Origin of the sequence: Streptomyces sp. NBC_01216, assembly GCF_035994945.1 — a bacterium.
Classification (GTDB): Bacteria; Actinomycetota; Actinomycetes; order Streptomycetales; family Streptomycetaceae; genus Streptomyces.
The window spans coordinates 4162710-4189412 of the sequence record NZ_CP108677.1 but is presented as its reverse complement, the minus strand read 5'-3'; the positions used below and the strand labels follow the sequence as shown (position 1 = coordinate 4189412).

The 26703-nt window shown below is 70.0% G+C and carries 30 protein-coding genes and 2 pseudogenes; 28 read left to right on the top strand and 4 right to left on the bottom strand.

Features of this window, described 5'->3' with window-relative positions:
* Positions 1-124: 124 nt before the first annotated feature.
* The 10 genes and pseudogenes from OG393_RS18575 (at position 125) to OG393_RS18525 (ending at position 9893) form a co-directional block, all read left to right on the top strand.
* Positions 125-583, top strand: a complete 459-nt coding sequence (locus OG393_RS18575) for a hypothetical protein (RefSeq protein WP_327375789.1) — start codon at positions 125-127, stop codon at positions 581-583.
* A gap of 8 nt (positions 584-591) precedes the next feature.
* Positions 592-834 (top strand): hypothetical protein, encoded by a 243-nt coding sequence (locus OG393_RS18570; RefSeq protein ID WP_327375788.1) that lies wholly within the window; start codon positions 592-594, stop codon positions 832-834.
* A gap of 29 nt (positions 835-863) precedes the next feature.
* On the top strand, positions 864-1295 hold the full coding sequence (locus tag OG393_RS18565; protein ID WP_327375787.1) for an HK97 gp10 family phage protein: 432 nt from the start codon (positions 864-866) through the stop codon (positions 1293-1295).
* 89 nt (positions 1296-1384) lie between these two features.
* On the top strand, positions 1385-1717 hold the full coding sequence (locus OG393_RS18560) for a hypothetical protein (RefSeq protein WP_327375786.1): 333 nt from the start codon (positions 1385-1387) through the stop codon (positions 1715-1717).
* Positions 1718-1808: 91 nt separating this feature from the next.
* A pseudogene (locus tag OG393_RS35505) lies at positions 1809-2287 on the top strand (phage tail tube protein).
* The gene (locus OG393_RS18545; RefSeq protein ID WP_327375783.1) at positions 2287-2823 is read left to right on the top strand and encodes a hypothetical protein; all 537 of its coding nucleotides are present in this window, start codon (positions 2287-2289) and stop codon (positions 2821-2823) included. Before OG393_RS35505 ends, OG393_RS18545 begins: the two are co-directional and overlap by 1 nt.
* Positions 2754-3185 carry a hypothetical protein gene (locus OG393_RS18540; RefSeq protein WP_327375782.1) on the top strand — a complete coding sequence of 144 codons (432 nt, stop codon included), beginning with the start codon at positions 2754-2756 and terminating at the stop codon, positions 3183-3185. The genes OG393_RS18545 and OG393_RS18540 overlap by 70 nt, the downstream gene beginning before the upstream one ends.
* 9 nt (positions 3186-3194) lie before the next feature.
* Positions 3195-8258, top strand: coding sequence for a phage tail tape measure protein (locus OG393_RS18535; protein WP_327375781.1), 5064 nt, complete (start codon positions 3195-3197; stop codon positions 8256-8258).
* A complete protein-coding gene (locus OG393_RS18530; protein ID WP_327375780.1) occupies positions 8258-9151 on the top strand; it encodes a phage distal tail protein in 894 nt (297 codons plus the stop codon). The genes OG393_RS18535 and OG393_RS18530 overlap by 1 nt, the downstream gene beginning before the upstream one ends.
* A 16-nt stretch (positions 9152-9167) precedes the next feature.
* Positions 9168-9893 carry a hypothetical protein gene (locus tag OG393_RS18525; RefSeq protein WP_327375779.1) on the top strand — a complete coding sequence of 242 codons (726 nt, stop codon included), beginning with the start codon at positions 9168-9170 and terminating at the stop codon, positions 9891-9893.
* 8 nt (positions 9894-9901) lie between these two features.
* Here the strand turns inward: OG393_RS18525 and OG393_RS18520 are convergent.
* A pseudogene (locus OG393_RS18520) lies at positions 9902-10887 on the bottom strand (IS5 family transposase).
* Between the two features lie 133 nt (positions 10888-11020).
* Here OG393_RS18520 and OG393_RS18515 point away from each other — a divergent pair.
* The 8 genes from OG393_RS18515 to OG393_RS18480 all read left to right on the top strand — a co-directional run bounded on the left by OG393_RS18515 (position 11021) and on the right by OG393_RS18480 (position 17636).
* Entirely contained in the window at positions 11021-11182 is a 162-nt protein-coding gene (locus tag OG393_RS18515) for a hypothetical protein (protein ID WP_327375778.1), read from the top strand.
* A gap of 6 nt (positions 11183-11188) precedes the next feature.
* A complete protein-coding gene (locus tag OG393_RS18510) occupies positions 11189-12277 on the top strand; it encodes a hypothetical protein (protein ID WP_327375777.1) in 1089 nt (362 codons plus the stop codon).
* 5 nt (positions 12278-12282) lie between these two features.
* Positions 12283-15225: a hypothetical protein gene (locus tag OG393_RS18505; RefSeq protein ID WP_327375776.1), complete on the top strand. Its 2943-nt coding sequence runs from the start codon at positions 12283-12285 to the stop codon at positions 15223-15225.
* Positions 15226-15260: 35 nt separating this feature from the next.
* On the top strand, positions 15261-15725 hold the full coding sequence (locus tag OG393_RS18500) for a hypothetical protein (protein WP_327378470.1): 465 nt from the start codon (positions 15261-15263) through the stop codon (positions 15723-15725).
* A gap of 224 nt (positions 15726-15949) precedes the next feature.
* The gene (locus OG393_RS18495; RefSeq protein WP_327375775.1) at positions 15950-16825 is read left to right on the top strand and encodes a peptidoglycan-binding protein; all 876 of its coding nucleotides are present in this window, start codon (positions 15950-15952) and stop codon (positions 16823-16825) included.
* A gap of 28 nt (positions 16826-16853) precedes the next feature.
* Positions 16854-17120, top strand: coding sequence for a hypothetical protein (locus OG393_RS18490; protein WP_327375774.1), 267 nt, complete (start codon positions 16854-16856; stop codon positions 17118-17120).
* A gap of 17 nt (positions 17121-17137) precedes the next feature.
* Complete coding sequence (locus tag OG393_RS18485) at positions 17138-17383, top strand: hypothetical protein (RefSeq protein ID WP_327375773.1); 246 nt, start codon at positions 17138-17140, stop codon at positions 17381-17383.
* A gap of 43 nt (positions 17384-17426) precedes the next feature.
* The gene (locus OG393_RS18480; RefSeq protein ID WP_327375772.1) at positions 17427-17636 is read left to right on the top strand and encodes a hypothetical protein; all 210 of its coding nucleotides are present in this window, start codon (positions 17427-17429) and stop codon (positions 17634-17636) included.
* A 29-nt stretch (positions 17637-17665) separates the two neighbouring features.
* On the opposite strand, the gene OG393_RS18475 is transcribed toward OG393_RS18480, so the two are convergent.
* Positions 17666-18238 (bottom strand): DUF4240 domain-containing protein, encoded by a 573-nt coding sequence (locus tag OG393_RS18475; RefSeq protein WP_327375771.1) that lies wholly within the window; start codon positions 18236-18238, stop codon positions 17666-17668.
* A gap of 243 nt (positions 18239-18481) precedes the next feature.
* Entirely contained in the window at positions 18482-19000 is a 519-nt protein-coding gene (locus OG393_RS18470; protein WP_327375770.1) for a hypothetical protein, read from the bottom strand.
* 298 nt (positions 19001-19298) lie between these two features.
* On the opposite strand from OG393_RS18470, the gene OG393_RS18465 reads away from it, so the two are divergent.
* Entirely contained in the window at positions 19299-19949 is a 651-nt protein-coding gene (locus tag OG393_RS18465) for a hypothetical protein (protein WP_327375769.1), read from the top strand.
* A 170-nt stretch (positions 19950-20119) separates the two neighbouring features.
* On the opposite strand, the gene OG393_RS18460 is transcribed toward OG393_RS18465, so the two are convergent.
* Entirely contained in the window at positions 20120-20944 is an 825-nt protein-coding gene (locus OG393_RS18460) for a M23 family metallopeptidase (RefSeq protein ID WP_327375768.1), read from the bottom strand.
* A 248-nt stretch (positions 20945-21192) separates the two neighbouring features.
* Here OG393_RS18460 and OG393_RS18455 point away from each other — a divergent pair, with 248 nt between their 5' ends.
* The 9 genes from OG393_RS18455 (at position 21193) to OG393_RS18415 (ending at position 26694) form a co-directional block, all read left to right on the top strand.
* Entirely contained in the window at positions 21193-21588 is a 396-nt protein-coding gene (locus tag OG393_RS18455; RefSeq protein WP_327375767.1) for a hypothetical protein, read from the top strand.
* An 80-nt stretch (positions 21589-21668) separates the two neighbouring features.
* Positions 21669-22841, top strand: a complete 1173-nt coding sequence (locus tag OG393_RS18450) for a recombinase RecT (protein ID WP_327375766.1) — start codon at positions 21669-21671, stop codon at positions 22839-22841.
* A 55-nt stretch (positions 22842-22896) separates the two neighbouring features.
* Complete coding sequence (locus tag OG393_RS18445; protein ID WP_327375765.1) at positions 22897-23991, top strand: PD-(D/E)XK nuclease family protein; 1095 nt, start codon at positions 22897-22899, stop codon at positions 23989-23991.
* A 94-nt stretch (positions 23992-24085) separates the two neighbouring features.
* On the top strand, positions 24086-24574 hold the full coding sequence (locus OG393_RS18440) for a hypothetical protein (protein ID WP_327375764.1): 489 nt from the start codon (positions 24086-24088) through the stop codon (positions 24572-24574).
* Positions 24575-24576: 2 nt separating this feature from the next.
* The gene (locus OG393_RS18435) at positions 24577-24903 is read left to right on the top strand and encodes a helix-turn-helix domain-containing protein (protein WP_327375763.1); all 327 of its coding nucleotides are present in this window, start codon (positions 24577-24579) and stop codon (positions 24901-24903) included.
* Positions 24900-25682 (top strand): helix-turn-helix domain-containing protein, encoded by a 783-nt coding sequence (locus tag OG393_RS18430; RefSeq protein ID WP_327375762.1) that lies wholly within the window; start codon positions 24900-24902, stop codon positions 25680-25682. Before OG393_RS18435 ends, OG393_RS18430 begins: the two co-directional genes overlap by 4 nt.
* 82 nt (positions 25683-25764) lie before the next feature.
* Positions 25765-26034, top strand: a complete 270-nt coding sequence (locus OG393_RS18425; RefSeq protein WP_327375761.1) for a hypothetical protein — start codon at positions 25765-25767, stop codon at positions 26032-26034.
* Positions 26035-26161: 127 nt separating this feature from the next.
* Positions 26162-26299 (top strand): hypothetical protein, encoded by a 138-nt coding sequence (locus tag OG393_RS18420; protein ID WP_327375760.1) that lies wholly within the window; start codon positions 26162-26164, stop codon positions 26297-26299.
* The gene (locus OG393_RS18415) at positions 26299-26694 is read left to right on the top strand and encodes a hypothetical protein (protein ID WP_327375759.1); all 396 of its coding nucleotides are present in this window, start codon (positions 26299-26301) and stop codon (positions 26692-26694) included. The genes OG393_RS18420 and OG393_RS18415 overlap by 1 nt, the downstream gene beginning before the upstream one ends.
* Positions 26695-26703: the final 9 nt, after the last annotated feature.

Here is a 26703-nt window from a genome sequence, read left to right as displayed (position 1 = left end):
GCCCCCTGAGCACCTCGATCGCTCATGCTGATGAGATCGGCTGGCCGCCTGCAACCAGCCTGCTGAAGGCGCAGTTGTCCCTGGTGATCATCAGGAGTTCACCCGAAGGGGAGCCGCCTTGGCCATGCGACACGTCACACGCCTCACCGCCGCCTTCGCCGCGGTAGGAGCCCTCCTCTTAACCTCCCCCACAGCCGCCCACGCCAGTGCTGTCGGCTCGACTCCGGTCCAGACCTTCGAGTACAGCGTGGGCGGTGCGACGATGAAGGTCCCGACCGGCTGCATGTTCACGCACATCGTCCGGGGAGACGGCAGAAAGATCACGTACCAGAACGCCGGCGTCGACTGCGGTTTCGTCGCCGCGCTCGGGAGCGGCTTCTGCAACTGGCGCATCGACTTCACGTACGCCGACACGAACAACAAGACCTACCGCACGTCGCGCGGCAAGACGCACAGCGAGTGCAAGATCGACCCGATGCGGAACAACCATCCGCAGACGCTGCCTCGTTATGGCAAGGCGTGCGCCCACCTCCACGTCAACGGGGTGCGGCGCGTGAGCCAGTGCCACCACATCACGAAGTGAGTTCGCTCATGACCGAGCAGCAGCAAGAGCCGGGGCCGGACCAAGCCGGGGAAACACGACGTCGGCGGGCCGGGATCGCCGCGTTCCTCGTAGGGCTGGTCGCGACCCTCGCCTTCTTCGGCTTCTTTCCGGGGCTACCGCATGTCATCGACTGGGGCGCCATTCTCGTGTCCCTCGTCGTGGGCGGGCTGGCCCGATGGGCCTGCCAGTCCTGGATGACCAGGTCGGCGAAAAAGGCCGAGCGTATGTGACTTCGGCGGTGGAGCCCGTAGGCTCCACCGTGCGCTCCTCGAACCAACACCCCAACGCCCACCCGGACGCTGCGGCGTTCCGCGACCCGATCGAGCTGGCTGCCGCCCTCACGCGCCTCGGGCCGGCTGTCCGGTCCCGTACGAGGGCCATCACCCGGCACCACGCGATGCTGCTGCGGGTCCGGATCCAGAAGAACGCCTCCGGGCGGCCGGGGCCGAACGTGATCACCGCCCAGTACCGGGCCTCCTGGGACGTGAAGGTGACCGCGGGCGGAGGGGGCGTGAGCGCGGTGGTGTTCACGGACGCGCCGCAGTCGCGGAGGCTGGAGTACGGGTTCGTCGGCGTCGACCGGCTGGGGCGCCGGTATCGGCAGCCGCCCTATCCGCACATCGAGCCCGCGTTCCGGCAGACCGAGCCCGGGTTTCTGGACGCCCTGCGCAAGGGGGTGCTGCCGCGGTGAGCCCGCCTCGGCTGCCGCTGACGAGGGCGCTCGTTGACGTCCTCACCGTCGGCACCGGTCGGCCGTGTGGGCTTGGTGTGCTGCCGCGGATGGCGGACGGCCAGGCCGCGGCCTTCCCGTATCTGATCCTCGACAGCCTGCCCGGTGAGTTCTCCGGTCCGTCGTTCGGCGACTGGCAGGCCGACGCGGCATGGACGTACCAGGCAACGAGCGTGGGCGAACGGGCCGATCAAGCGCAGTGGCTCGGTGACCGGGTGCGGGTGGTGGTCGCTGACCGGCTGAGGAACCTCGACGTCCCCGGGATGCGCGTGATCGACGGGGAGTTGACCTACGACGCCGACGGAGAACCGGTTGACGGCTCGCAGGGCAGTATCGTTACCTACGTGCAGCGGTTCACGATCACCGTGACCCCCGCTTCCTGATCCTCTCCTCACCGCGGAGCCACGCGGACGCCTGGCCGACGAGCCCGGCGCAGCACCCTTCTGGGAGTGCCCCGTGGCTCAGCAGCGCTTCATGCGGCGCGGCATCACCAAGATCCTCTGGTTGAAGGATGTCGCCGCCGAGACCATGATCCCCACCCGTCCGGAGCTGTCCGCGCCGAACTCGAGCGATCTGACCGAGGCGATCAGCGATGTCGACGGCTGGTCGCTGACGAACGAGGCGATCGAGACGCCGGACATGGCGTCCACCTTCTCGTCCTCAATCCCGGGAAACGACAAGGCCGACAACTCCTCGATCACCTTCTACGAGGACCAGCTCAGCGACACCATCGAGACCCTGCTGCCCAAGGGTGCGGGCGGCTTCGTCGTCTTCCTGCGCAGGGCGACGTCCCCGGCTCGAAGTCGATGGACACCTTCCCGGTCCAGGTGGCCTCGCGCGCCGCGCAGTACAACGCGGGCAACGAGGCCGCGAAGTTCCAGGCGATCTTCTCGATCACGTCTCCGCCGGCACTGGACGCCGCCGTCCCGGCCGCCTCGACGGGTACCGCCTGATGGCCGCCAAGGGCAAGGACGCGGTGTCGTGGGAGCAAAAGATGGAGCGGCTGCGCCGCCGCTCGCTTCCAGAGCGCGTTCTTCGGATCTGCGACGACGCAGCGCGGCGCACAGAGTATGACGAGGCCAGACGGGCCGCCGACCGGGCCCGGCTGCTGGCCGAGAGCGACACGGACAACGGGGTCTTCGCCGAGCGGGCCCGGCTCGCCGCCGAGCGCTGCGAATCGGCGCGCGAGGCGCTCGACAGGACGTCGGTCTACCTCACCTTCCGCGCGCTGCCGCGCCCCGTCCTTGAGGAGCTCCTGCACGCGCATCCGCCGACCGACGAGCAGGCCGCCGACGGAGCCGCGTTCAACCCCGACACCTTCCCGGTCGCGCTGATCGCCGCCTCCAGCACGGACGGCATGAGCGAGGCCGAGGCCCGCGAGCTCCTCGACTCCTGGTCGGCGCCGGACGCGAACGCCCTGTGGGAGGCGGCCTGGGAGGTGCAGCAGGAGGGCCGGGCCGACAAGGCCGCCGACCTGGGAAAAGACTGACGGCCGACCCGCGGCTGCGGGCCGAGCTGGAGCTGTGCGAGCGGTACGGCATCCCGCACTCGCAGTTCCTCGGCGGGGACGGCCGCTGGAGCGATCTGGACCGGGCCAAGGCCCTGGCCTGGCAGCGGTGGCAGCGCACGCTGTGCCCGGACTGCCGTACGCGGGCGGAGGAGTGGGACCCGGCCAAGGGTGGTCACCGGCACGCGTACGTCACGGACACCGTGCGCTGCGCGGGCTGCGAGTTGATCGCCCAGGAGCGCGACCAGGTGCCCGAGGGGCGGGCCGGCTACGGCATCAAGGTCACGCTGCTGCCCAGGCTGGCGTACGAGGCACTGCACCGCGACGACGCCGAGGCGGGGTGAGCCGGCCGGATGGCGACGTACAACCTCACCGTCCAGCTGACGGCGCAGGCCAACAGCCTGATCTCCGGGCTGCGTTCGGCCGCCGACGCCGCCCGCGACCTGGGCCGCCGCACCCGCGAGCTCGACCGCCGCCTCACCGCTCTCGACGCCTCCAGCCGACGTACCGCCCGGCAGATCGACCTTCTCGGCGCACGCGCCCAGGCCACCGCCGCCCGCCTCGGCGCCCTCGGCACCCGTGGCGGTCAGACCGGCGACCGCCTGCGCCGTGCGGGCAGCGACGCTGGCGTACTGGAGCGCTCCCTCAAGGGCGCCGGTCGGCAGGCCAGCGCCCTCACGCGCCTCCTCGCCGGAGGCGCCCTCGTCCTGGGCACCGGCCAGCTCATCGAGGAGGGCAACCGCTACCAGCGGCAGATGAACGTCTTCCAGGCGGTGACCAGCGCCACCGCCGGGCAGATGCAGCGCGCCGCCTGGATGGCCAACCAACTCGGCAACGACCTCACCCTGCCGACCACCACCGCGGCCGACGCCGCCGAGGCGATGGTGGAGCTGGCGAAGGCGGGCTTCCGTACCGACCAGGCCATCAGCGCCACTCGGGCCTCGCTCCAGCTCGCCTCCGCCGCCGGGGTCAACGCGGCCGACTCGGCCCGCTATCTCGGCGACATCATGGACCAGTTCGGCCTCGGCGCCGACCAGGCCGCCCGCGCCTCCGACATCCTCGCCGCCACCGCGAACAACGCCTCCGGCGGCATCATCGACATCTACTACGCGATGCGGTACGCCGGGCCGGTCGCCGCCGGCCTGGGCGTGAGCATGGAGGACGCGGCCAGCGCGGTCGGCATGCTCGGCAAGGCCGGCATCCTCGGCCAGACCGCCGGCACCGCGCTGCGCGGCATGATGGCCAACCTCGCCGCGCCCACCAAGGACATGCGCAACGGGCTGAAGGCCCTCGGTATCGAGGCGTGGGACACGCAGGGCCGGTTCAAGGGCCTGCGGTACGTCATCGAGGAGCTGAGCCGCGCCCAGCACGAGATGTCGCAGCAGGACTTCACCGCCGCGGTGAAGAGTGCGATGGGCAAGCCCGCCATGTCCGGCGCCATCGCGCTCGCCCACCAGGGGACCGAGTCGTTCGACGCGCTCAACCTCGCCGTACGCCAGACGGGCGCGGCCGCGCAGATCACCGCCGCCCGCGGCCAGGGACTGGCCGGCGCGATGACGCTGCTCAAGAAGCAGACGCGGCAGACCGGCCTCGCGCTGTACGACGCGATGGCGCCGGGACTGGAGTACGTGACCCGGCTCATGACGAGCGGCCTGTCCGGCGCAACGCCGTACCTCGTCGCGGCGATCGAGTACGGGCGCGATCTGGCGGCCCTCTACGGGCCGGAGCTCAAGCAGCGGGCCCGGGAGGGTCTGGGCGGTCTGATCGACGAGGCGGAGCAGCTCCTCGGCCCGCTGGAGGACCTGGGCGAAGAAGCCCTCGCCGACGGGCTGCACGTCCTCATCAACGCTGGTAAGGCCCTGATGACCGTGCTGGACAACCTGGCGGACGGGTTGAGCCCCATCGCCAGAGCCCTTACCGACGTAAGTGACGAGTCGGACGGTGCCGCCAACTCCCTCGACATCGTCGTGATGGTGCTGGACGCCGCGGCTTCCGCGGTCGCGTACCTCTCCGGCGCCCTGGTGCCGATCGGGACGATCGTCGGCAGTCTGGTCTCCGGGTTCGGCTCCCTGCCCGGCCCCGTCCAGACGGCGATCCTCGCCATGCTGCTGGCCCGCCGCGTCAGTCCGGTGATGTCCAACCTGGCCACGACCGTCCGTGGCCGGGTGGGCGGGGCGTTCCAGTCCCTCAACCAGCAGATGGTCGTACAGCGTGCTCTGGCCACGGCCTCGGGACAGTCGGTGACCCGTTACGGGGCGGCCTTCGCGGTCCTGCAGACCCGGGTTCCGGTGATCGGCGCGATGACGGCCTCGTTCCGGTCCGCCTCCACGGCCGGATCCGGCTTCCGGGGCACCCTCAGCGGCATCACCCGGGCCGCCGGCACCGGTCTGACCAGCGCGATGCGCGGTCTGGTCGGAGTCATGGGCGGACCGTGGGGACTGGCGCTGACCGGTGTCACCGTCGGGCTCGGCCTTCTCGCCGACCGGCAGCAGAAGGCCGCCGAGAGGGCGGCCGCGCACGAACAGCGGATCAGCGACCTGACCGAGGCACTGCTCGCCTCCAACGGTGCCATCGACGCCAACGTCCGGGCCCAGGCCGCGAAGTTCCTGATGGACACGAAGACGGCCGACGGAGGCCAGCGCCTGGTCGACGTCATGAAGAACGCGGGCGTCTCGCTGTCCGAGCTCACCGACGCCTACCTCGGGCAGGGCCAGACCCTGGATGGCCTCCAGGGTCGGCTGCAGGCGGTCGCCGACGCGCACGACGACGTGTGGCAGACCAACGAGTTCGGCGACACCTGGCAGGGCTACGACGTCCTGGGCCGCAGAGCGCAGGACGCCGCCGACGCCCTGGACGGCGTCAAGGGCGAGATGCACGAGTCCGTCCAGCGCGCCAAGGACCTCGCCGCAGCTCAGCGGGGCACCGGTCAGGGCGTCACCGCCTACGGCAAGCTCAAGGCCGCCGTCGGCGCCCTGGCCGACCGGACGGCCGACGCCGACCAGCGCACCCGCGCGCTCAAGGACGCCCTCGATCTGCTCTCCGGCGGCAGCATCTCCCTCCAGGCAGCCGAGGCGCGCGTCAACAGCGCCATCCTCAACGTGAACGAGGCCCTGGACGACGGGATCGACAAGGCCGACGGATTCGGCAAGGCCCTGCTGAACAACAACGGCACGCTGAACACCACGACCCGCAACGGCCAGCAGCTCTACCAGTCCCTCACGTCCCTGAGCGACGCCGCCGCCGACGCCGCGGTCTCGGCGTACGCCCTCGCCCAGCAGAACGGCAAGTCGCTGCCCGAGTCCCTGGCCGCCGCCCGCGAGCAGATGGACAAGGCGCGCACGGCCGCGGTCAAGGCCGCCCAGGGCTACGGGCTGCTGCCCGAGCAGGCGGAGGCGGTCGCGGACAGCCTCGGCCTGCTGCCGTCGAAGGTGTCGCTGCTGCTGGAGACCGAGGGCATGGACTCCACGCTCGCGGATCTCCTCGCCGTGCAGGCCGAGTTCGACCGGCTGCCGAAGGCGACCACGATCCGCGTGGACTCGCTCAGCGAGGACGCGCAGAAGAAGCTGAAGGACCTCGGCTTCACCGTGAAGACCGTCCCCGGCACCCGGGAAATCAAGATCACGGCTCCCACGAAGGGCGCCCGCGGCACCCTGAAGGCGCTCATCGACCAGCTCGCTACGGTCCCCGGCAGCAAGAACGTCAAGGTCAGCGCCGCCACGCAGGAGGCGCTCGCCTCCCTGCAGGCGATGCAGGACAAGCTGCGCACCACGCCCAACGCGAAGACGGTCACGATCAGCGCGCCCACCGCCGCCGCCCGCCAGGAGCTGGAGGACCTCGGCTTCAAGATCCGCACCCTGCCGGACGGCAAGGCCGAGGTCACGGTGCCGACGCAGCCGCCCCTCACCTCGGTCGGCACGATTCAGGGTGCGATCAACAGCATCTACGGACGGAACGTCGGCGTCGGCGTCTTCCTCAAGGCCACCTCGTGGGACCAGGACGCCAACGGCATCCCCGACTCCATCCAGGCCCGCGCAGACGGTGCCGTCGTCGACTACTTCGCCGACGGCGGCCTCCGGGGCGTACGACGGGAGAACCACGTCGCGCAGATCGCCCCGGCCGGCTCCTGGCGCGTGTGGGCCGAGCCGGAGACGCAGGGCGAGGCGTACGTACCGCTCGCCGCGAGCAAGCGCCCCCGCAGCAAGGCGATCGTCGAGGAGGTCGTCCGGCGCTTCGGCGGCGACGTCACCTGGTACGCGGCCGGCGGCCTGTCCGGCTGGTCCTACGCCCCCTCCGGCGGCGGAAGCGAGCTCGTGTCGGTGTCGTCGATCCGGTCGGACTCCATGCGCACCGTGAAGCGGAAGGGCAAGGAGGTCGAGGTCTTCGACCTGGCGAGGTTCGAGAAGAACCTCGACAAGGCGGTGCGGCGGACCGAGCGGTGGCGCAAGGACCTTCGGACCGTCGCCCGGCGCGCGGGTCAGGACGTGGCCGACGCGCTCGAAGCCATGGGTGAGGACGGCATCGAGCTGACCCACAAGATGGCCACCGGCTCCTCGAAGTACCTCAAGGAGATGGCCTCCGACCTTCAGCGGCTGGGCCTGGTCGCGAAGGCGACCCTCGGCGACTTCACCGCCCAGCTCCGGCAGGCCGTGAAGGACCAGAGTGCCTTCGAGCAGAACCTGGCCAAGCTCGCCGCCCTCGGCTACGGCGACCTCGCGGCGCGGCTCGCCGAACAGGGCGACGAGGCAGCGGAGAAGCTGGCCGCCGAGGCCGTGAAGAACCCGAAGAGGGCGCGGCAGGCCAACGACGTGGCGAGAGCGGCCGCAAGGACGCTCGCGGCCGAGGAGCTCACGGATCTGCTGACCATCATCAGCGCGATCAGGACGAGCACCACCGGCATCCACAAGGTGGCCGACACCACCGGCCTGGAGGAGGACCGGATCATCGAGGTCGGCAACCTCGGCCAGTCACGCATCAAGTCCGCGCTCGGTGCCCGCGCGACCAGGTTTCTCTCCGACCTCGCGAAGGCCAACAAGGGCCTGGCGTACGCGAACGGAGGCGTCTGGGAACCCGGCATCTACTCCTCGCCCACTGCCCTGATCAAGTTCGCGGAAGCGAGCACGGGCGGCGAGGCGTTCATCCCGCTCGCACCGGCCAAGCGCGCGGCGGCCACGACCGTCCTCACCGACGTGGCCCAGCGCTTCGGACTCCAACTCGCCCCGGCCGAAGCAGCCCCCGCGCCCGTACGCACGGTGGACGCCCGCCCGGCAGGAACCGTCCAGGTCGTCGTCGTACGCGAGCGGCAGCCCCTGATCGGCACAATGCCCGTCTCCGTCACCTCGGCGCAGGCCACCCCGCAGCAGATCGGCGCCGAGGTCATGCGCCGCCTCCGCAACGCCCAAAGAGGAGGCCGACTTTGATGCCCGAACTCGCCGAGTGGCAGATCGAGGTCGCCGGTGTCGTCCTCGGTCCTGGAACCGAGATCCCGGTCGGAGATGTCGAGGGGCTGGGTGTCCCCGAACTTCGTACACAGGATGTGGACAACCCTGCCGGGGATGGCGCCTTCCCCGGCGTCGACCTGTACGGGGCGCGAACGGTCCGCATCGAGGCGAGCATCCGTACGCCGGGCGATCCGGCGCGCGCTCTCGACCTCCTCGCCCGCCTCCACCGGGCGGCCGACGACCCGGCGGTGCGTACGGGCCCCGGAGCGCAGACGGTAATGCGGCTGCGCTGGCCGGGCCGTACGACGCGCCGCCTGTACGGGCGGCTGCGCCGCGTCGAGGCCGCCAGCACGGGGAGCACGCTGCACGGCTGGATCCCCCTGGACATCGAGTTCGCCGCGCTCGACCCGCGCTTCCACGCCGACGACCCCGCCGCGCTGACGCTGGCCCTGTCCGCCGACGGGCTGGGCGGGCTCCGCGCGCCACTGGTCGCCCCGCTGACGACCGGCGTGGCGATCCCCGACGAGCGGCGCGGCCGGGTCCACAACGACGGCGACCTGTCGGCCTGGCCGTCCCTGCGGATCACCGGCCCGTGCAGCAACCCCCGTATCCGGCACGTGCAGTCCGGCCGGGTGCTGGAGCTGGCCGTTTCACTCAAGACCGGCGAGCACATCGACATCGAGACCCGCCCCGGCACCCGCTGGGCGCTGAAGAACGGCACCGGCAACCTCGCCCCCGCCCTGTCGGCGGCATCCCGCCTCGACACGTTCACCATCCCGCCCGGCAGCAGTGAGCTGTGGTGGACCGCCCGCGACTACACCGGCGCCACCCGCCTGACCGTGACCTGGCGTGCCGCCTACGCCGCCCTGTGAAACCAGAGGAATCCCCATGACGCTGATCAACCCGCCCCTGCTCACCCACGGCGGCACCCACGAGGCCAGAGCCTTCCGCATGATGGTCCGCGACCTCGCCCGCGGCTCTCAGGGCATCACCGAGGGCGACGACCTCAAGGTCCGGCAGCTGTCCACGCCGGCGGCCGGCGTGCGCGTCGCGGACGGCTCCGCCGTCATCCGCGGCGCCGCCTGGGGCCAGGGCTCCTACACGCAGTACAACGTCGGCTACGCCGTCGTACCCGTCGCGCCGACCGCGGCCAGCCCGCGGTCCGACCTGGTCTGCCTGCGCGTGGAGGACCCTGAGTACGAGGGGACCCGGGACCCGGAGACCGACGAGATCGGCTACTTCCACGTCGTCAGCAACGTGTCGGCCACCACCACGGGCGTGCCGTCCGGAATGACCGCGATCCCGCTCGCCCGCCTGGACATCCCCGCCAACACCACGGTCATCACAGACTCGATGATCAAGGACGTGCGCCGGATCGCGAACCCGCGCCGGGAGCGGACGCTGTACACCTCCTTCCCCACCGCGCTGAGCACACTCGGGTACTCCGACAACAAGTGGCACACCTGGCCGAGCGCGGCCCGCTGGAGCGTCCGCGTACCGTCGTGGGCCACCAACGCCAAGGTCGTCGTGACGGTGGCCGGGCTGCGGGAGAGCGCCTCCAACGTCTTCGCCCAGATGCGAGGTGTCCTCGGCGTCGACCTAGGTCCTGTCTGAAGTTCGGATCATGAGGGCGGTGTGATGCTGCGGAGCCAGAGCATCGCACCGCACAGGTGCAGTCCGGCTTCGTAGCTGGTTGGGGTCTTGTCGTAGCGGGTGGCGATGCCCCGCCAGTTTCGGAGACGGTTGATGCACCGCTCGACGGTGTTTCTCTCCTTGTAGAGCGCGGAGTCGTGGCTGACGGGGCGGCCTCCCTTGCGGCCTTTCTTCTTCCGGTTGGCGGCCTGGTCCTTCTTCTCCGGGATGACGGCCTTGATGTTGCGTTTGCGCAGGTGAGCACGGTTGCTGCGGGACGAGTACGCCTTGTCGCCGGCTATGGCGTCCGGCCGGGTCCTCGGGCGCCCGACCGGCCCGCGGACCTTCACCTTCTCCAGCACCGGGACGAACTGCGGACTGTCACCGCACTGCCCGGGCGTGAGCACGAACGCCAGCGGACGGCAGCGCCGGTCAGCCGCCAGATGAATCTTGCTGGTCAGCCCACCCCTCGAACGCCCCAGGTCAGCGGCGGTCAAGCGGATCCGGTACCGTCGGCGAACCCGGCGTCGCTCCTCGCGGGCGGGGTCCTCTTCCTGCCGGTCTTGCGGCTGTTGTCCTTCCACCAAACCCCCTTTTCGGCCTCGACAGCCGCCTCCAGGGCTGCCAGCTGCTCCGGATCCAGGATCATCCCGGCGGCATGGTGGTGTGCCCGTGCTGTCGCCGAGTCCACGCTGACCAGCCCCAGGTCGACCTGGTCGCGGGCGGCAGCTTCCGCGATCACCATCTCCATCAGATTCTGGAAGATGCCCTGCTTCGCCCAGACCTGGAAGCGGTCGTAGGAACTCTGCCAGGGGCCGAACTCCTCCGGCAGGTCGCGCCACGGGCTGCCGGTCCGAAAGCGCCACATCGCCGCGTTGAAGTATTTCCGCAGGTCGGGGATAGGCCCGACCGCGGCGATCGGGAGATGGGGCTCAATCAGGGACCACTGCTCGTCGGTGAGATCGCCTCGCGCCATGGCCACTTGACTACCAAGGACACCCCGTCGCGCGCAGGCGATCCCACACATTCGTGATCTGGACTTCAGACAGGACCTAGGCCAGGGCACCGTCGTCGACGACAACCAGGGCAAAGGGATCCGGCGCACCAATGTGATCGTCGCGGACAACATCAGCGTCTCACCGGCGATGCGCGGCACCAACCAGCCGCTGTACCTGCAGACGTACATGTACAGCGGCGAGACGGGCGACATCCACGTCGACGGCGGCACAAGCCTGATCGCGGACGTGGAGTTCACCGAGGGTGTGGTGTGAGCCGACGTGCCCACGTACCGGTACCGCACCTGGCACGCCCTGACCGGCAAGCCGCTGGCCGCCGATCTACCGCTCTCCGAGGTCGAGTTCGGCCTGTCCCTCAACGCGGCGGGTGACTTCTCCGGCCAGCTCTCTCCCCGTCTTGCCCATCTGCTGCCGACGCAGCTGGATCCCGGCAACACGCTGCTCACCGTCGAGCGGGACGACGCGCTGCTGTGGGGCGGGCTCGTCTGGCGCGCGGAACCCCAAGGCCCCGCGTACCCGATCGAGGCCGCGGGCTGGGGCAGCTACCCGCACCGCCGCCACGACGTGCACGGCAACCTGAACGGGCGCGGCCCGTACGTCAACGCCGACCCGTGCCGGGTCATCCGGGACACCTGGGCATACGCCCAGTCCCAGCCCGACGGAAACCTCGGCGTCACCGTGGACCCGGTCGCCAGCCGGGCGAAGGCCGGCACCCCAGCTGAGCCGTACAGCACAGACTGGTGGGAGGCGCCGGTCCTCGGCTCCGTCATCGACGACATGACACAGATCGAGGGCGGCCCGGAATGGACCGAGGCCACCGACTGGTCCACCGGCCGACCCATCGGACGGATCCGGCTCGGCTGGCCCCGCCTGGGCGCCCGCCGCACCGACATCAGCTTCGCCAGCGGCGTCAACGTGGCCGCCACCGTCCCGGTGACCTACGACGCCGACTCCTACGCCCAGGTCGTCATCGCCCTCGGCGCCGGAGAAGGCCGCGGCCGACGCCGCGCCATCGACGCCATCCGCAACGGACGCCTCCGGCTGGAACACGTCCTGGAGGTCCCCGCGGAAAAGGGCAACGACCGGCTCGCCGCCCGCGCCCGCACCGAACGCACCGCCCGCCAGATCCTCGGCGAGATCACGGAGATCGAGGTGATCGACCACCCCGCGGCCCCGGTCGGCTCCTGGCAGATCGGCGACGACGTCCGCGTCACCCTCCACGACCAATGGACCGACTACGACGGCTGGTGCCGCGTCACCGGCTGGACCCTGCGCCCGCCGCAGGGAGACGACCCCGAGCGCATCACTCTCGCCCTCGCCCGCGCCGACCGCTTCTCCTACGGGAGCTGACCCACGTGGCCAACGACCTCACCCGCCTCGCGGCCCGCATCGCCGACCTCGAGCGCCGCTTCGCCCAGCAGACCCGAACCTCCCAGCTCGCCTACTCCTCGATCGAGAACGGCGCGCTCGACGTGTACGACGAGGACGGCTCCCTGCGCGCCGTCATCGGCCAGCAGCCGGACGGCACCACCGCGGTCAATATCGTCAACGCCCCACCGCCGCCCACCCCGAGCCAGCCCACCGTCACTCCCGTCCTTGGAGGCGTGTCAGCGACGTGGGAAGGCGTCTTCACTGACGCACCCGCACCACCACTGGACTTCGCCCGTATCGAGGTCCACGCCGCGACGCTCGACAACTTCATCCCCACGCCGACCACCCTGCGCGGCACGTTCGAGTCCCCGCTCGGCAGCACCCTGACCATCCCCACAGACCAGCCGCTGTACGTCCGCCTGCTGGCCCGCAACACCTCCGGCACCGCCTCCGCCCCGTCCGCCCAGAGCGGGCCGGTCAGCCCGGCACCGGTCGTCGCCCAGGAGGTCCTCGACGGCATCGTCGACGAAACCGCGCTCGCCGATAACGCCGTCTCCCAGGCCAAGCTGCGGATCGGCGCGGTAGGCCACAACCAGCTCGCCATCGGCACCGGCAACCTCATGCCCGACCCCTCCTTCGAAGGCGCCTTCACCGAACAGCTCGTCGCCGCCTCCGCCGAATGGCGGCTGACCGAGGGCAACGGCTCCCCCCGCGGCCTGCGGGTCGACGGCACCAGCAGTGAGCCGACATCCCGGAGCCTGCTGATCACCGAGCTGGCAGTCTCCCCGGGAGACCGGTTCTTCCTCGCCTTCGACTACCGCGCCTCAGCCGACTGGGCCGGGGACTCCCTCCGCCTCTACCTGCGCTGGCAGGACGCGGCCGGCACGGTGCTCGGCTACGGCACGGCGATCGCCACCCCCATCCCGGGCGCCGACTGGGCCCGTACAAGCCAGCAGGTCCAGGCCCCGGCCGGGACCGTGGCCGCCACCGTATGGCTGCAGAACTTCCAGGCCACCGTCGGCACGGCGGACTTCGACAACGCCCAGGTCCGCACCGTCATCGGCGCGGGCATGGTGCTGGCCGAGTCCATCGGCACCCTGGAGCTGGCCGCGGAGTCCGTGACCGGCGAGAAGATCGTGGCTGACACCATCACGGCCCGGGAGGTCAAGGCGCTGTCCCTGACCGGCGACGAGATCGCCACCAACACCCTCACCGCGCGCCACATCGCCGCAGGCTCGCTGTCCGCGTCCCGACTGGCGATCGGCACCACCGGCAACCTGGTCGGGGACCCTTCGTACGAGACCGGCGTCATCGCAGCCGCCATCGAGGGCAAGGAGGAGTACGCGGTCGAGGACGGCGGCAACAACTCCGCGAAGTGCCTGCGCATCACCCCGGCCGCCGGCACGTACCGGTGGCTGCAGCACGCCACCTCCCCGATGCTGCCCGGAGACCGCTACTGGATCGCCGCCGACTACAAGACCACCACCGACTTCACCGGTGCCAGCGTGAAGTTCTTCCTCGGCTTCTACGACGCGACCGGAACACGTCTCGGCTCGGACGGCATCAGCGTGTCCGCCCCCGTCACCGACGGCACCTGGCAGCGCCTCTCCAAGATCATCACCATCCCGGCCAACGCCACCCAGGGCAACGTACGCATCGGGGTCGACGGCAACGGCAACGAGACCACCACCGGCAGCGCCTACTTCGACAACCTCGAATGCCGCGCCGTGCTCTCAACCCCCGGCGGCGGAGCCCGCGCAGAGCTGTCCCCGCAGGGGCTGCGCCTGTACGACGCGTCGGGCGACGAGGCCGTCTCCCTGACCACCGGCACCCCGAACTACCTCACCCTGACGAACAACGGCACTGCCGTCGCCACCATCGACCAGGACGGCAACACCGGCGTCGGCGACCTCTCCGTCGCGGGCCGGCTCATCATCGCCGGCGACCCGATCGAGACCTACCTGTCCGGCTTCGCCCGCGGCCTGGTCGCCATCGACTACCAGGCGACCTCCATCACCGCGGGCACCACGGACTACGGCTTCGTCGAGCTGTCCTTCGACGCCGACACCAGCCGCATGTACCGCGTCGTCCTGGACTGCTACGCCGACCCCTCCGCGTCCGGCGGCGAGCTCATCCTCGCCCTGAAGGACGGCGGATCGAACACCCCGTCGATCTCGTCGCCCCAGATCCAGTCCGCGATCTACCCCCTGCCCACGGCCGGCTACCGGCGCATCCACCTGGAGACCATCCGCTCCGGCGCGGCCTTCGGCGCCGGTCTTCATCGCCTGCTGGTCACCTTCCGCTGCCAGAACGGCCCCAGCGGCCAGACCGTGCGCCTCTTCGGCGGCTCCAACCACCCGGGCGTCATGTACGTCGAGGACCTGGGTCCGTACATCCCGGAGACCGGCCAGTACAACACGGGCGGCGGCACGACGACCCCACCGAAGAAGACATACACCAAGACCTACAGCGCGAGCTGGTCCGGCTCCTACGCCAACCGCGGCTCGTACAACTCGTACTACGGCAACAAGTGCCTGCAGGGCTACTACAGCTCGACCAACGGCATGCAGGCGAGCCTGATCGGCTTCCCCTCCGCACTCGCCACGGACCTGTCCGGCGCGACGATCCAGAAGGCCGAGGTCTACCTCTACTTCGACCACTGGTACTACAACAGCGGCGGCAAGGCGGTCATCAAGGCCCACAAGCACACCTCCCGCCCCTCGACGTTCAGCTCCGACAGCGAGGCGAAGACGATCAGCTGGGGCAAGAACGTCGGCAAGTGGGTCGACATCACCACGGTCTTCGACTCGACGAGCTGGCGCGGCATCGCCCTGGACCCGAACAACTCGGACAAGACCTACTACGGCCGCGCCCAGGGCGTCGGGCAGACCTACCCGCCCAAGCTCCGAGTCACCTACACGAAGTAGCGGATCGGATCGGAATGTCGGCGCCGGTGGACATAATGCGAACTGTGAACCTGAGACCGGAGCTGCTGCCCCCTCCTGTGAGCCAGCAACGGCTGGACGAGTTGAGCCGCGAGATCGACCGAATCGCTGACCTGCTGGCCGACCATTCTGAGGAAGCCGACGAGGCGATCCGGCGCTTCAATGCGAGGACCGGCCACGCTTACGTGGCCTACGACTTCGCTGAGTACTACGGAAGCAGGAGCTTGGACGAGTTTGCCAGGGAGGCGGCCCGGCCAGCTCGCCCTCGGGTCGCGGACATCACGAGGGACGAGCTCGTCGAGATCGTCCGCAGACTCCTTGCGGCAGACCCCGAGGGCGACTACTACCTGCGGCTCCTCGAAGCGAATGTGCCGCATCCCGGGGTCAGCGACCTCGTCTTCCACCCCTCGGGCGGCATCCAGCACGCGTCTGCCGAGAAGATCGTCAACGCAGCCCTGAACTACCGACCGATTGCACTCTGAGTCGCGAGGATGAGAACGCTCGGCTTCGTGCCGCCTCGTGTGCCGCGAACGCCCGCAGACAGCGAATCCACTCGCCTGCCTCGAATGATTGCGTAGCTGTAGACTCCGGCGGCTGCGGACGACCCTCCGCCCGCACGTCCGCGACGTGATCACACCCCGAGGGACCGCCAGGTGGCTCCTGGTCGGCACGTACCGCGGAGGCGCGGGGGAGAAAGCGCACCGACGTGGCCCAGCCACTGTCCGCAGACCAGTTCCTCGCCGTCCTGAAGAAGTCCGGCGTCCGCGTCGTCGAGCACGGCAGCTGGCGCACCCACAACCGCAACCACAAGGGCGCCTGGGGCCCGGTCCACGGCGTCATGATTCACCACACCGGCCCGTACTCCACCGAGGCCGGCATGGTGGAGCTCTGCCGCACCGGGTACTCCTCGCTCCCCGGTCCGCTGTGCCACGGGGTGATCGACCGCTCTGGCACCGTCCATCTCATCGGCTACGGCCGCACCAACCACGCCGGGGCCGGCGACGACGACGTCCTGAGGGCCGTCATCGCCGAGAAGCCCCTGCCGCCGAACAATGAGACCAACACGGACGGCAACGCGCGCTTCTACGGCTTCGAGTGCACCAACACCGGCGGCGGCCAGGCGTGGCCGCCGGCCCAGCTCGACGCCATGCACAAGGTCAGCGCCGCCCTATGCAGGGCGCACGGCTGGACCGCGCCCTCGGTCATCGCCCACAAGGAGTGGCAGCCCGGCAAGCCGGACCCCGCCGGCATCGCGATGGACGAGTTCCGCGACGCCGTCGCCGACCTCCTCGACGGCAAGCCGACGAGCCCGAAGCCCGCGGACGACAAGCCGACGTACGCCCCGTTCCCCGGCCCCACCTACTTCCGCACCGGCCGGCGCTCCGCCCTGATCACGGCGATGGGCAAGCGGCTCGTGGCCGAGGGGTGCAGCAGGTACGCCAAGGGCCCCAGCCCGCGCTGGACCGACGCCGACCGCCGTTCGTACGCCGCGTGGCAGCGCAAGCTCGGCTTCTCCGGCGACGACGCCGACGGCATCCCGGGCCCGACCAGCTGGGCCAAGCTCCGCGTCCCCAAGCCCTGATCCCCACGTCGAGAGGTTCTTCCACCCCATGACCACTTCCAGCCGCGCCCCCAAGCTCCTCGCCGACATCGGCGAGCGCGCCGTCCTCACGTACATCGAGGCGTTCCTCGGCCTCCTCCTCGCGTCCGGCACGACCAACGTCGTCACCCTGTCGGCGCTCGAGTCAGCGGCCATCGCCGCGATCCCCGCGGGCCTCGCCGTACTCAAGGGCGCCGTCGGCTCCCTCCTCGGCCGCCCCGGCACGGCCTCGTGGCTCCCCGCCAAGACCGACCCCGCCTCCCCCACCATCAACTGATCACAGGAGCAGCCACCATGCCCGACGGAGAGATCGCCCTGGAGCTCGCCGAACTCCGCCGCGCCCTCGAAGTCGGGCTGGCGCGCATCGACGGCCAACTCGCCCTCCTGGTCCAGCGCTCCGACCAGATCGACAAGGACGTCGAGGAGCTCGACGCCCGCGTCACCGCCCTCGAACGAACCCGCTGGCCGCTCCCCGCCATCAGCACCCTCACGGGCCTCGCCGCTCTGGGCGTCGCCCTCTGGTCGGCGGCAGGCCGCTGACGACTCCGGGTCACAGAGCAGCGCGGAGAAGAAGGAGAACCGATTGACCACACCCGACCTGATCTGGGCCGCCCTGCTCGCACTCGGCACCGCCTACGAACTGCTCGCCCTGGCCGACACCAAGGACGGCAACACCCTCTCCGAGCGCGTCCGCGCGTGGTTCCGCGTCCACACCCGCCCGGGCCGCGCGATCTTCGCGATCACTTGGACCGGCTTCGCTGTCTGGTTCCTCGTCCACATCGCCTTGGGCTGACCGCCGCCCGTCCGACCAGGGCGCAGAGCTCACTTCGAGTCATTGCGAAGGTACAGCGCTGCCAGGCGCGGCAGGCGCTGCCGCATCTCCTCGTCGTCGTCGAAGTCGAAGTCCTCCCCCATGTCCACGGAACCCGTCTCGCCCTCGTCCTGCGAGATCTGGTGGCTCTCCAAGGCGCTGTAGAAGTCCTCGTCATCACCAGCAGTCCGGGCAAACGCCCGATCCGCTACGTAGTTGATCTCCTCGTAGAACAGGTCGACATCAGCGGAGCCGACGGCATCCGCCTTCACGTCGGGATGTTCCGCGAGATCATCGGGATGAGCCACAACGCGTTCGTACCACTCCCTACCGAGCCCGATGACGCCAGCACGGAAGTCGGTGAAGCCGTCGTCGGAGCAGCCACCGCCGATGAGGTAGGCGGCGGCCCATACGTCCCAGCGCTCAAGATCGTCGTGCAACTGCTCGAACCGAAGGGCGTATCTCACGATCTCTTCTCGGGAGCGAACCGCGAGTCGGTCCACCAGTGCTCCGTGAAACGGCCTTCCACTCCTGGCGTCTCCCTGGGCGGCAGCGATCGTCTGCCAGAACTCGTCAACGTCCATGGACCGCACTGTGTCAGCCAGGTCTGACAGCCATCCGCGCGTTGGTGAACGCGACAGCGCCCCGGGCAGAGTGCGAGTCAGATCCCGGGGCGCTGTTCCACAAAGGAAAGAGGACGCAAGCCTAGAGTGTGGCGCCGCATCCCGACAACAACGCCTGCGCCAGCACTGGCTCTGTACACGAAAACCGGAGAACTGGATGGTCCGGCCTTCTTGAGGTCGCCACGATCCACCTATGGTCCCCGGTCACGCTTCCGCCGGCCGCTGGACGGCCCGCCAGCGCGGGGCGTCGTCATCAGGAATGTCCGGGGAAGCGAAGTGGAACGGCACACCAAGGTGGCTGGCCAGCGCCCGGCCGGCCTTGGCGGCGGCACCGCTAGGGGGACCACCGTCCGGGCCGTGGTAGACGGTCGCCAGGTGGCCCTCCCCGTCTGGGGCGTCCAAGACCGCGACCAGGAGCACGAACCAGTCGTGCACGGTATCGCCGTCCCACAGCGCCTCCACCGCCGCCACACGTCCAGGGAGAGCCGCGGCGCGAGCTGCAAGTGAGGGGAGGTCGAGCGGATCTGGCGGTGTGCGCTGCACTCGGTCGCCGAGGGCCTCATATCGTGCGTGGACCACCCGCTCGGCCTCGTGCAGGCCCACCTCCAGCGGACGCAGTGCCTCCCAGACGGACCTGACCGCCGACAGGCGACGATCACGCAGCACGTCAGCATCGACCTCTCGGCGGGTCCGTTCCTCCAGATAGGCCCACCAGCCGCTCACTGGGCCACCGGCCGGGATTTCAGGGCGTGCGTCATAGGCCCGAACGTACGTCAGGGCAAGGCGTACGTCGCAACGGGGTGAGCGGTGGATCAAGCATGTTGTCGACGGAGAGCTGCTGCGCGCCGTCAGCGTGCACGGCATCTATCGTCTCGCTCCGCAGTCGGCCCAGGCCCTGGAGATGCTCGTCGGCGGTCAGCCGGTCCTGTCGTAGCCCTTGCCGCCCCGATCAAGCTTGTCCGGCTGAGCAACTATGCTTGACGGATCAAGTTCGTTATATCTGCGTAGGCACGGAGGCGTCGTGGCGAAGAAGCGGTTCCCGTATCTCCTGGGGCACGCGGAGATCGCGTTCCTCTACGGAGTGGAGCGGCAGACCTCGCAGCTCTGGAAGACGCGCGGCGTGCTGGGAGAGCCGGACACCGTCGTCTCCGGCAACCCGTACTGGCTGCTGCCCACAGTCCTCGGACTGTCCGTGGACGGCAGCCGGGAGGTCGACGCTCAGCGGCTGAAGGAGTACAAGGCGGGCATCGCCGGCGGGTACCAGGTCGACGACCCCGCCGACCTTCCGGAGATCGTCGGCCTCAAGGAGATCCCCTGGATCTTCGGCAAGAAGTACATGGACGTCTACCAGTGGCGCGTGCGCAAGAGCTTCGTCCACGAGGACGCCATGATCTCCGGATCGCCGCTGTGGCTGCTGGACACCGTCCTCGCGGACGCCCAGCAGCGCGGGCGCGCCACGGTCCAGGAGGGGATCGACCGGATTCGGGCGGGGGAACGCGAGCAGATCAAGCCCCGCGGTCGGAAGCCCTCGGCGGAGCCGAAGGCGGCGCCTCCGCCGCTGCCGGCGGCGCGCACCTTCACACCAGGTGAGCACACAGCGGACGACGTGGCCGCGTTCGCGGCCGAGCTCCTGAAGACCGGCTTCTCCATGACCGTGCGACCCAAGCGGTAGGCCGCCACTGGCCGTTCCACCCCTGATGCGACTGTGAGCCCAGCGCAACAGGCTGCACCTCGGTCCAGAAGCGGAAGATCCGACGGCGGGTTCGCCCCACCACACCACCAGCCGCCCCATCCGTAGACCGAACCCGTGCCCCGGAGGGGCTTGCGGCGTAGGGTCGCCGGTCAGAATGCCGACTGCACGCCCCGGATGATCTTCCGGCCCGCGTGCCAGGACGAGACCGCGTAGCGCAGCCGCACGCCGTGGCTGCCGGAGGACCGCAGCAGTTCGGCCGCCTGGAGCTGGTCGGGCGTGGGGTGCTCCATGGGCAGGAAGTAGTTGTTGTCGTCGTGGTCCAGGCGTACCCGCAGATACGGCACTGCCAGATTCTTGTGCTGGAGCAGGCGCAGCTCCCGGATATGGACCTCGTCCGTCTCCACCGCACCGGTGTCGGTGAACGCCCAGGGCTCCAGCGAGGGTCCGGGGTTGAGGGGGACCGAGGTTGTGTCGGCGGCCGGGTTGCCGGCGGGGTTGGTGACGTGGCGCAGCTCGAAGTGCAGGTGCGGGCCGGAGGGGTGGGAGCCGACGAAGCCGATCAACTGGCCTTCGCGGACGGTGGTGCCCACCGGCAGGCCGACGCTGAGGTGGTAGTACACACTGAGGTGGCCGAGTGCGGTGGGAGGGGGAGGAGCGGTAGGCGGAGGAGTGACGGAGGGGTGATGGTCGAGGATCACCCAGGCCGGGCCCCGGCTGTCGGTGGGACTGGAGCCGGAGACGACGATCGTGCCGTCGGTGACGGCGAAAACGGGGTCGCCCTGGTTGACATTCAGGTCAACACCTTCGTGGGCGCGGCGAGGACTGTAGGTGGTCGAGATCCCTGCGACAGTGCCGGTGCGCGAGCCGTCAGTGCGCGGGGCGCCGAAGCGGCCAGTGGGCAGGCGGCGGATCAGGAAGCGCTGGAGCGGCGGAGCGAGCAGCAGCGGGTCGTGGACTGTGGCGTTGACCGTCAAGGCGGCCCCCTCTGCGGCGGGACGTCGGCGGCGTCCGTATAGAGAAGTTCTTTCCCGGCGGGGAAGAGGCCACACGTAGCGGGCCGCGCACACGTCCGCACGGCCGGGCGGAACCAACTCCAAACCCGACACGACGGGGTCGACGAGAGAGATAGAGACACCCCCGAGCGCGCATTCCACAGTCACCACCTCTAGGGTTGGACAACATGTGTCCAGACGGTGCACAGACATACATGGGGGTGAGACGTGTGTACCGACAGCCAGAGCTACCGCTAGACATAACCGAGCGCGAGCGGCAGCCGAAGATCCAGCCACAAGGCCGCCCGACACTCGACGAGCGGTTCGACGACTTCCACGCCTCACATCCATGGATCCTCGAGGCGCTGGAGGAGCTCACGACCCAGTGGGTCGACGCCGACGGCGGACGCATCGGCGTCAAGGCCCTGTTCGAGCAGCTTCGCTGGTCGTCGCCGCACATCGCGAGCGGCGAGCCGTTCCGGCTGAACAACAACTTCACATCGCGCTACGCGCGCCTCCTGTGTGCGCGACACCCGGAATGGGCCAGCGTGTTCCAGCTGCGCAGCCTGCGCACGAGCGACGACAGCCGATATCTCACACTTGACGATCGGGATCAAGTGAAATAGATTTTGATTAACTTCAACTGACCGCAACATGTGTTGCGACAGTTGAAGTCTTCTAAGGGGACGATGTGCTTGGAGGGGATGTGGCCGACACTCCGGTCACCTGGCTTGCGATTCGCGAAGACCAGAAGGCGTTCGAGGACCAGCAGTTGCGCGCGCTGCGCGCGGCGTTCCCGGATCTGGTGGAGGCCAGTCCGGCGCAGCTGGGGATCTTCTTCCACTACTGCAGGGCGTCCGGGCTCGACCCGTTCGGCCGGCAGATCTACATGATCAAGCGCAAGTCACGCGGCGAGATCCGCTGGACCATCCAGACCGGTATCGACGGCTACCGGCTGATCGCACGCCGGGCCGCCGACCGCGCCGGGCACCCCATCGCGTACGAGGACTTCGTCTGGTACGACGCCGACGGCGGCGAGCACACGGTGTGGTTGCGCGACGAGCCCCCGGCCGCGTGCAAGGCCGTCATCTGGCGAGGCGACGCCCGCTTCCCCGCCGTAGCGCACTGGCGGGAGTACGCGCCGAAGGTGTGGGACTACGAGGCCCAGGAGTACAAGCTTGGCGGGCTGTGGCCGCAGATGCCGGCCAGCCAGCTCGGCAAAGTCGCGGAGGCGCTCGCCCTGCGCCGGGCCTGCCCCGCGGACCTGTCCGGCCTCCATGTGGACGAGGAGATGCACGCGGCGGACGCGGCGGAGTCCCGCGAGCGGGTCCAGGCCGCCGCCACACGGTTGAGGAACGGAAGCACTGAACAACCGGAGCAGTCTCAGCGGGCAGGCAAGGAGTCTTCGCCCAGCGATGTGGTCGAGGGTGAGGTCGTCATCGACGACGACAACGGCGAAGCGGCATCGGACACCGCGTCGACACCGGTGCGCGAGACGTCGCGACCAGTCGATCCGCGTGCCGACCTGGACAAGGCGCGCGGCGAAGTTCAGCAGCTGGCCAGCCGACTCGGCATGGGCTTCGACGCCGTCAACGAGCGGGGCTTCGACGACTTCGGCGTCTCCTACCAGGACGTCAACGCCGAGCAGCTGCGTGCCCTCCTCGACGTGCTGCGGCCGGAGGGTGGCTCCGACAGCAACGCCTCCTCTCAGGACGGTCCGGAGGCCGAGGCCCCTGCCACGCGCCGCCGCGCCCCGGCCAAGAAGGCGGCGCCGAGAAAGGTCGCCGCGAAGAAGGCGACAGCGCGGAAGAGCACCGCCAAGAAGACCACGGCCGGCAGGTCCTCCCGGAGCAAGGCCGCCGCCGACTCGGCTCAGTAGCCCTCCTGCCCGCCATGGCGGGCGATCAGACCACCCAACAGAGTGCGAGATCATCATGACCACCGACAGCGCCACCAAAAGCGTCGGCGTCCCGGTACCCGACCTGTGGAAGGGCGCGCATCGCGACGACCGCGCCCGGCCCCGGTCGCGGCAGCGCCTCCTCGGCCCTTCCTCGATCGGCCTGTGCAGACGCCGGGCCGCCTACGAGGTCCACGGCACCTGGCCGACGGACCTCGCCGACAACATGCACGCCGCGATCCTGGGCACCTGGCTGCACGAGGGCATCCTCCGCGTCCTGCGGGAGCAGTACGGTGCCTGGACCGAGCTGGAGCTGACCGACGGCGTGATCCTTGGCCACGCCGACGCCTACTGGGCGCCGGGGCACGTGTACCGCCGGGCCGAGCGGCACGACACCCCCACGGCCCCCGGCGACGTGGGCGTCGTGGAGGACGTGAAGACCAAGAGCACCCGGGCGCTCGACGTCGTCGTCCGCCAAGGGCCCAGTCAGGCCGAGTGGTTCCAGGTCCACCTGTACGCGCATCTGCTGCGCAGCGGCGGCCTCAAGGACCATCCCAACCTCCCAACCAGCGAACCGCTGCCGGTCGACGTCGTACGGCTGCGGTACGTCGGCCGCGAGTACGGACAGGTCGTCGTCCACCAACGCCCGTACGACGAGGACGTCACGAAGCAGGCCCTGGCATGGGCCGAGGACGTCCTGGCGAGCACCGAGCCGGAGGCCATGCCGCGCGACCTGGACGGGCCCGGTCTGTCGATCATCTGCGACAACTGCCCGTTCAAGACGGCGTGCTGGAACCTCGACCAGCTCGCCGACGACCGCGCCCCGCAGACGATTCTCGCCGAGGACACCGCGGCCATCACCGAGGCCCTGCGCGCCTACGCCGACGCCGCCGAGGTGGAGAGCGCCGCGAAGAAACGCAAGGCCAAGGCCCGCAAGATGCTGGACGCCGCCGACCCCGGGGAGTACGGCGGCTTCAAGTTGTCCTGGTCCGGCGGCAGCCCGCGACCGCCCGCGCCCGATCCCGAGGCGATGATCCGCGTCCTCGAGGGCCTCGGCATCGACATCCCGCTGCGCCCTGGCGGGCGGACCTCGCGCACCATCGGCGTCTCCCGCCTCCCTGAGGCCGGCTGACGCACCGCGTACCCCGGGGCCACCCGCACTTGAGTACCGGCCGTGGTGGCCCCGGTCTCACCTGCTCATCGGACACACCCTTGGAGGGGGAACCATGTCCACACCCATGCCCCGCGAGCGCCTCGCGGGCATCCCGGACGGCCCGGTGCCGACCGCCGCCCCGGCCGAACCGCCCCACCCGCTGAACGCGGACCTCATTCGGCGGCGCCTGACCGACTCGCTCACCGCCGCCTGGCCGCGCATGGCGTACGCGGACCATGTCGCGGATGTCACCGACTCCGTCATGGACGTCGTCCTGCCGCTCACCGCCCAGCTGGGGGACGAGGCGTCCGGCTGGCAGTCCGAGGCCGCCCAGGCCCTCGCCGACCGCGACCGCGCACGTGCGGCCGCGGTCGCCCTGGAGCAGATCACTGCAGAGGCCGCCCGCCTCCTGCGTGCCGGCCTGCCGGGACAGGCCCTCGCCGTTCTGGAGAGCGACGGCCGACCCCTCGGCCCGTGCGGTGTCTCGTCCTTCATCGACGACACACCGCGCGCCCGGCCTGCCGGCCACGGGGGCGCTCACCACGACCCGGACGAGGAGTGAGCGTGCCCACCACCTACGTACCCCGGCCACGCGCCGTGGCGTCCACGTACGTCATCAGCGGCACCGACCCCGCTCGCGAGCCCACCCGGCGCGTCTACGTCAGCACCACAGCCACGGGCGTACCCGGCGTCGACTTCCTGGCGGTCGAGCGGGTCGTCAACGGAGACCTTCCGCTCCCCAGTCTCAACGAGGCCGAGCAGGAACTCGCGGCGCGGCTCATGACCCGTGCGGAGCTGACGGCGGACGAGATCGCCGAGCGCCTCCAGGTGAAACCTCGCACCGTCAGCCGCTGGCGTGCGGCCTGGAAGAGGGAAGGGGAAGGCAGTTGAGCATCGAGGCCATGGCCTGGGCCTTCCGGCAGGACATCCCCAAGCCGGGCGCGAAGCTGGTGCTGCTCGCGCTGTGCGACTTCGCCGACGAGGCATGGTCCTGCTTCCCCGGGCAGGCCACCCTGGCGGCCAAGACCAGTCAGGGGGAGCGCACGGTTCGCCGGCATCTGGAGTGGCTGGAGGAGGAGGGGTTCATCGTCTCGCACGCCCGATTCTCGGACGGGCGCCGTACCAGCAACCGCTACACGATCCACGCTCCTCGTGCCCAGATTCCACCGCCGTCATCCTCACCGACGCCCGGTTCCGGCTCCCCGGCGCCGAAGGCGGCGAGGGGCGGGAAGCAGGGCGGCGGAAAGCGGACGAAGCAGGCGGCCAAAACGGCCACCGGCCAAACTGACCAGCGGCCAGATTCGACGGGGGAACCGGCCAGAATGGCCGGGGAACCGTCAGAGAACCACCAGAGAAACAACCCCCTACCCCCGGCGGACGGTGACGACCGCCATGGGGCAGGCGGCTGCGCGGCACACCCGGACTCCCCTGCCGCCAACTGCCGCTCCTGCGGCACCAGCCCGCGCGCCCGGCGCGCCGCTGCCGCCACTCGGGAGAAGCGCGAGAAGGACCAGCGCGCCCGCGACCGGGACCGCCGTTGGTTCGAGGAGCAGCGGGAGCGTCGCACCCGCGCCGCGGAACTCGAAGCTCAAGGCACCGTGGACAGGCCGCGTCAGGCCGCACGTGAGGCCATCAGGCGCGATCGCCCCAGAGGAACCAAGCGTCGATAAATCACACTTGACGCAAGGCGATCAAAATTGATAAAATGTTATCAATGTCACCAATCAGCCCCACCCTCAAAGGAGTCAGCCAGTGTTTCGCCAACTCACCGCCGACGAACGGCGAGCACTCACCGACAAGCTCGCCGCCCGCGGTGTCGCGCCTCAGCAGTTCACGCAGGCCCAGGAGCTGGCACGCGCGATGAGCAAGGCCCTGGCCCACGCCTACGGCGAGGCGATCGGGCGCCGCGTGACCCCGGTGGAGTTCGTCGCCGAGGCCCTCGGAGTCGAGGGCGCTGGCCGGCTCCTCGTCTGCGCCCTGCGTGAGATCACCGGTCGCCCGGACCTGTACCGGGACGCCTGACCGGATGCGCCTCTTCGTGCACCCATGACATGTGTTGTGACAGACAACTGACGCCAATCCATCCAGGTTGGCCGTCCTGACCAGAGTGCGAGGAACCCGATGAGCAGCATCCCCCTGGGCCCTCCGCATGGTCCGCCGCGTCTCCCTGACCTGCCTGCTGTGTCGCAAGAGCCAGGAGGTCGAACTCGACCTCCCCCACGACGGCGAACCCCTCTCGTTCGTCTGCGCGGACCACGCCCCCGCCCCGGACCGGGAGGCCGAGTGATGGCGCTCCACTACCTCAGCGCCGTTCAACTCCTGCGCCGCGCCGACGAGGAGAAGGCCCGGGCCCTCTACGCCGACGTCATCGAGGCCCTCGAACAGCGCTGCACGGACGTCGGCGTGGACTGGTGCGGCAACGAGCTGAACATCACCGTCCAGCTCACCACAGACGGCGAGCAGTACATCGCGATCGCCGGCCGCTACTCGCTCCCCTGGCACGACGACCGCAGCGAGATCGGCGGCTGGAAGGCCGTGCACATCGACAACACCTTCGGCACGGCCAGGGTCATCTACGACACCACGACCGACGAGGACGAGCCGCCCGGCGACATGTCCCTGGAGCCCCTCGCCGAGGAGGTCGGGGCGTACGTCGGCGGATGGCGCGCCGAGCACGGATAGCCCCAGCCC

Bases quoted from the DNA above. Each gene is read 5' to 3' on its own strand.
- OG393_RS18475 (WP_327375771.1), bottom strand. From the start codon at position 18,238: ATGGACGTTGACGAGTTCTGGCAGACGATCGCTGCCGCCCAGGGAGAC.
- OG393_RS18445 (WP_327375765.1), top strand. From the start codon at position 22,897: ATGACCACCGACAGCGCCACCAAAAGCGTCGGCGTCCCGGTACCCGAC.
- OG393_RS18570 (WP_327375788.1), top strand. From the start codon at position 592: ATGACCGAGCAGCAGCAAGAGCCGGGGCCGGACCAAGCCGGGGAAACA.
- OG393_RS18575 (WP_327375789.1), top strand. From the start codon at position 125: ATGCGACACGTCACACGCCTCACCGCCGCCTTCGCCGCGGTAGGAGCC.
- OG393_RS18525 (WP_327375779.1), top strand. From the start codon at position 9,168: ATGACGCTGATCAACCCGCCCCTGCTCACCCACGGCGGCACCCACGAG.
- OG393_RS18485 (WP_327375773.1), top strand. From the start codon at position 17,138: ATGCCCGACGGAGAGATCGCCCTGGAGCTCGCCGAACTCCGCCGCGCC.
- OG393_RS18535 (WP_327375781.1), top strand. From the start codon at position 3,195: ATGGCGACGTACAACCTCACCGTCCAGCTGACGGCGCAGGCCAACAGC.
- OG393_RS18420 (WP_327375760.1), top strand. From the start codon at position 26,162: ATGGTCCGCCGCGTCTCCCTGACCTGCCTGCTGTGTCGCAAGAGCCAG.
- OG393_RS18500 (WP_327378470.1), top strand. From the start codon at position 15,261: ATGCGAACTGTGAACCTGAGACCGGAGCTGCTGCCCCCTCCTGTGAGC.
- OG393_RS18545 (WP_327375783.1), top strand. From the start codon at position 2,287: ATGGCCGCCAAGGGCAAGGACGCGGTGTCGTGGGAGCAAAAGATGGAG.
- OG393_RS18415 (WP_327375759.1), top strand. From the start codon at position 26,299: ATGGCGCTCCACTACCTCAGCGCCGTTCAACTCCTGCGCCGCGCCGAC.
- OG393_RS18440 (WP_327375764.1), top strand. From the start codon at position 24,086: ATGTCCACACCCATGCCCCGCGAGCGCCTCGCGGGCATCCCGGACGGC.
- OG393_RS18560 (WP_327375786.1), top strand. From the start codon at position 1,385: ATGGCGGACGGCCAGGCCGCGGCCTTCCCGTATCTGATCCTCGACAGC.
- OG393_RS18530 (WP_327375780.1), top strand. From the start codon at position 8,258: ATGCCCGAACTCGCCGAGTGGCAGATCGAGGTCGCCGGTGTCGTCCTC.
- OG393_RS18490 (WP_327375774.1), top strand. From the start codon at position 16,854: ATGACCACTTCCAGCCGCGCCCCCAAGCTCCTCGCCGACATCGGCGAG.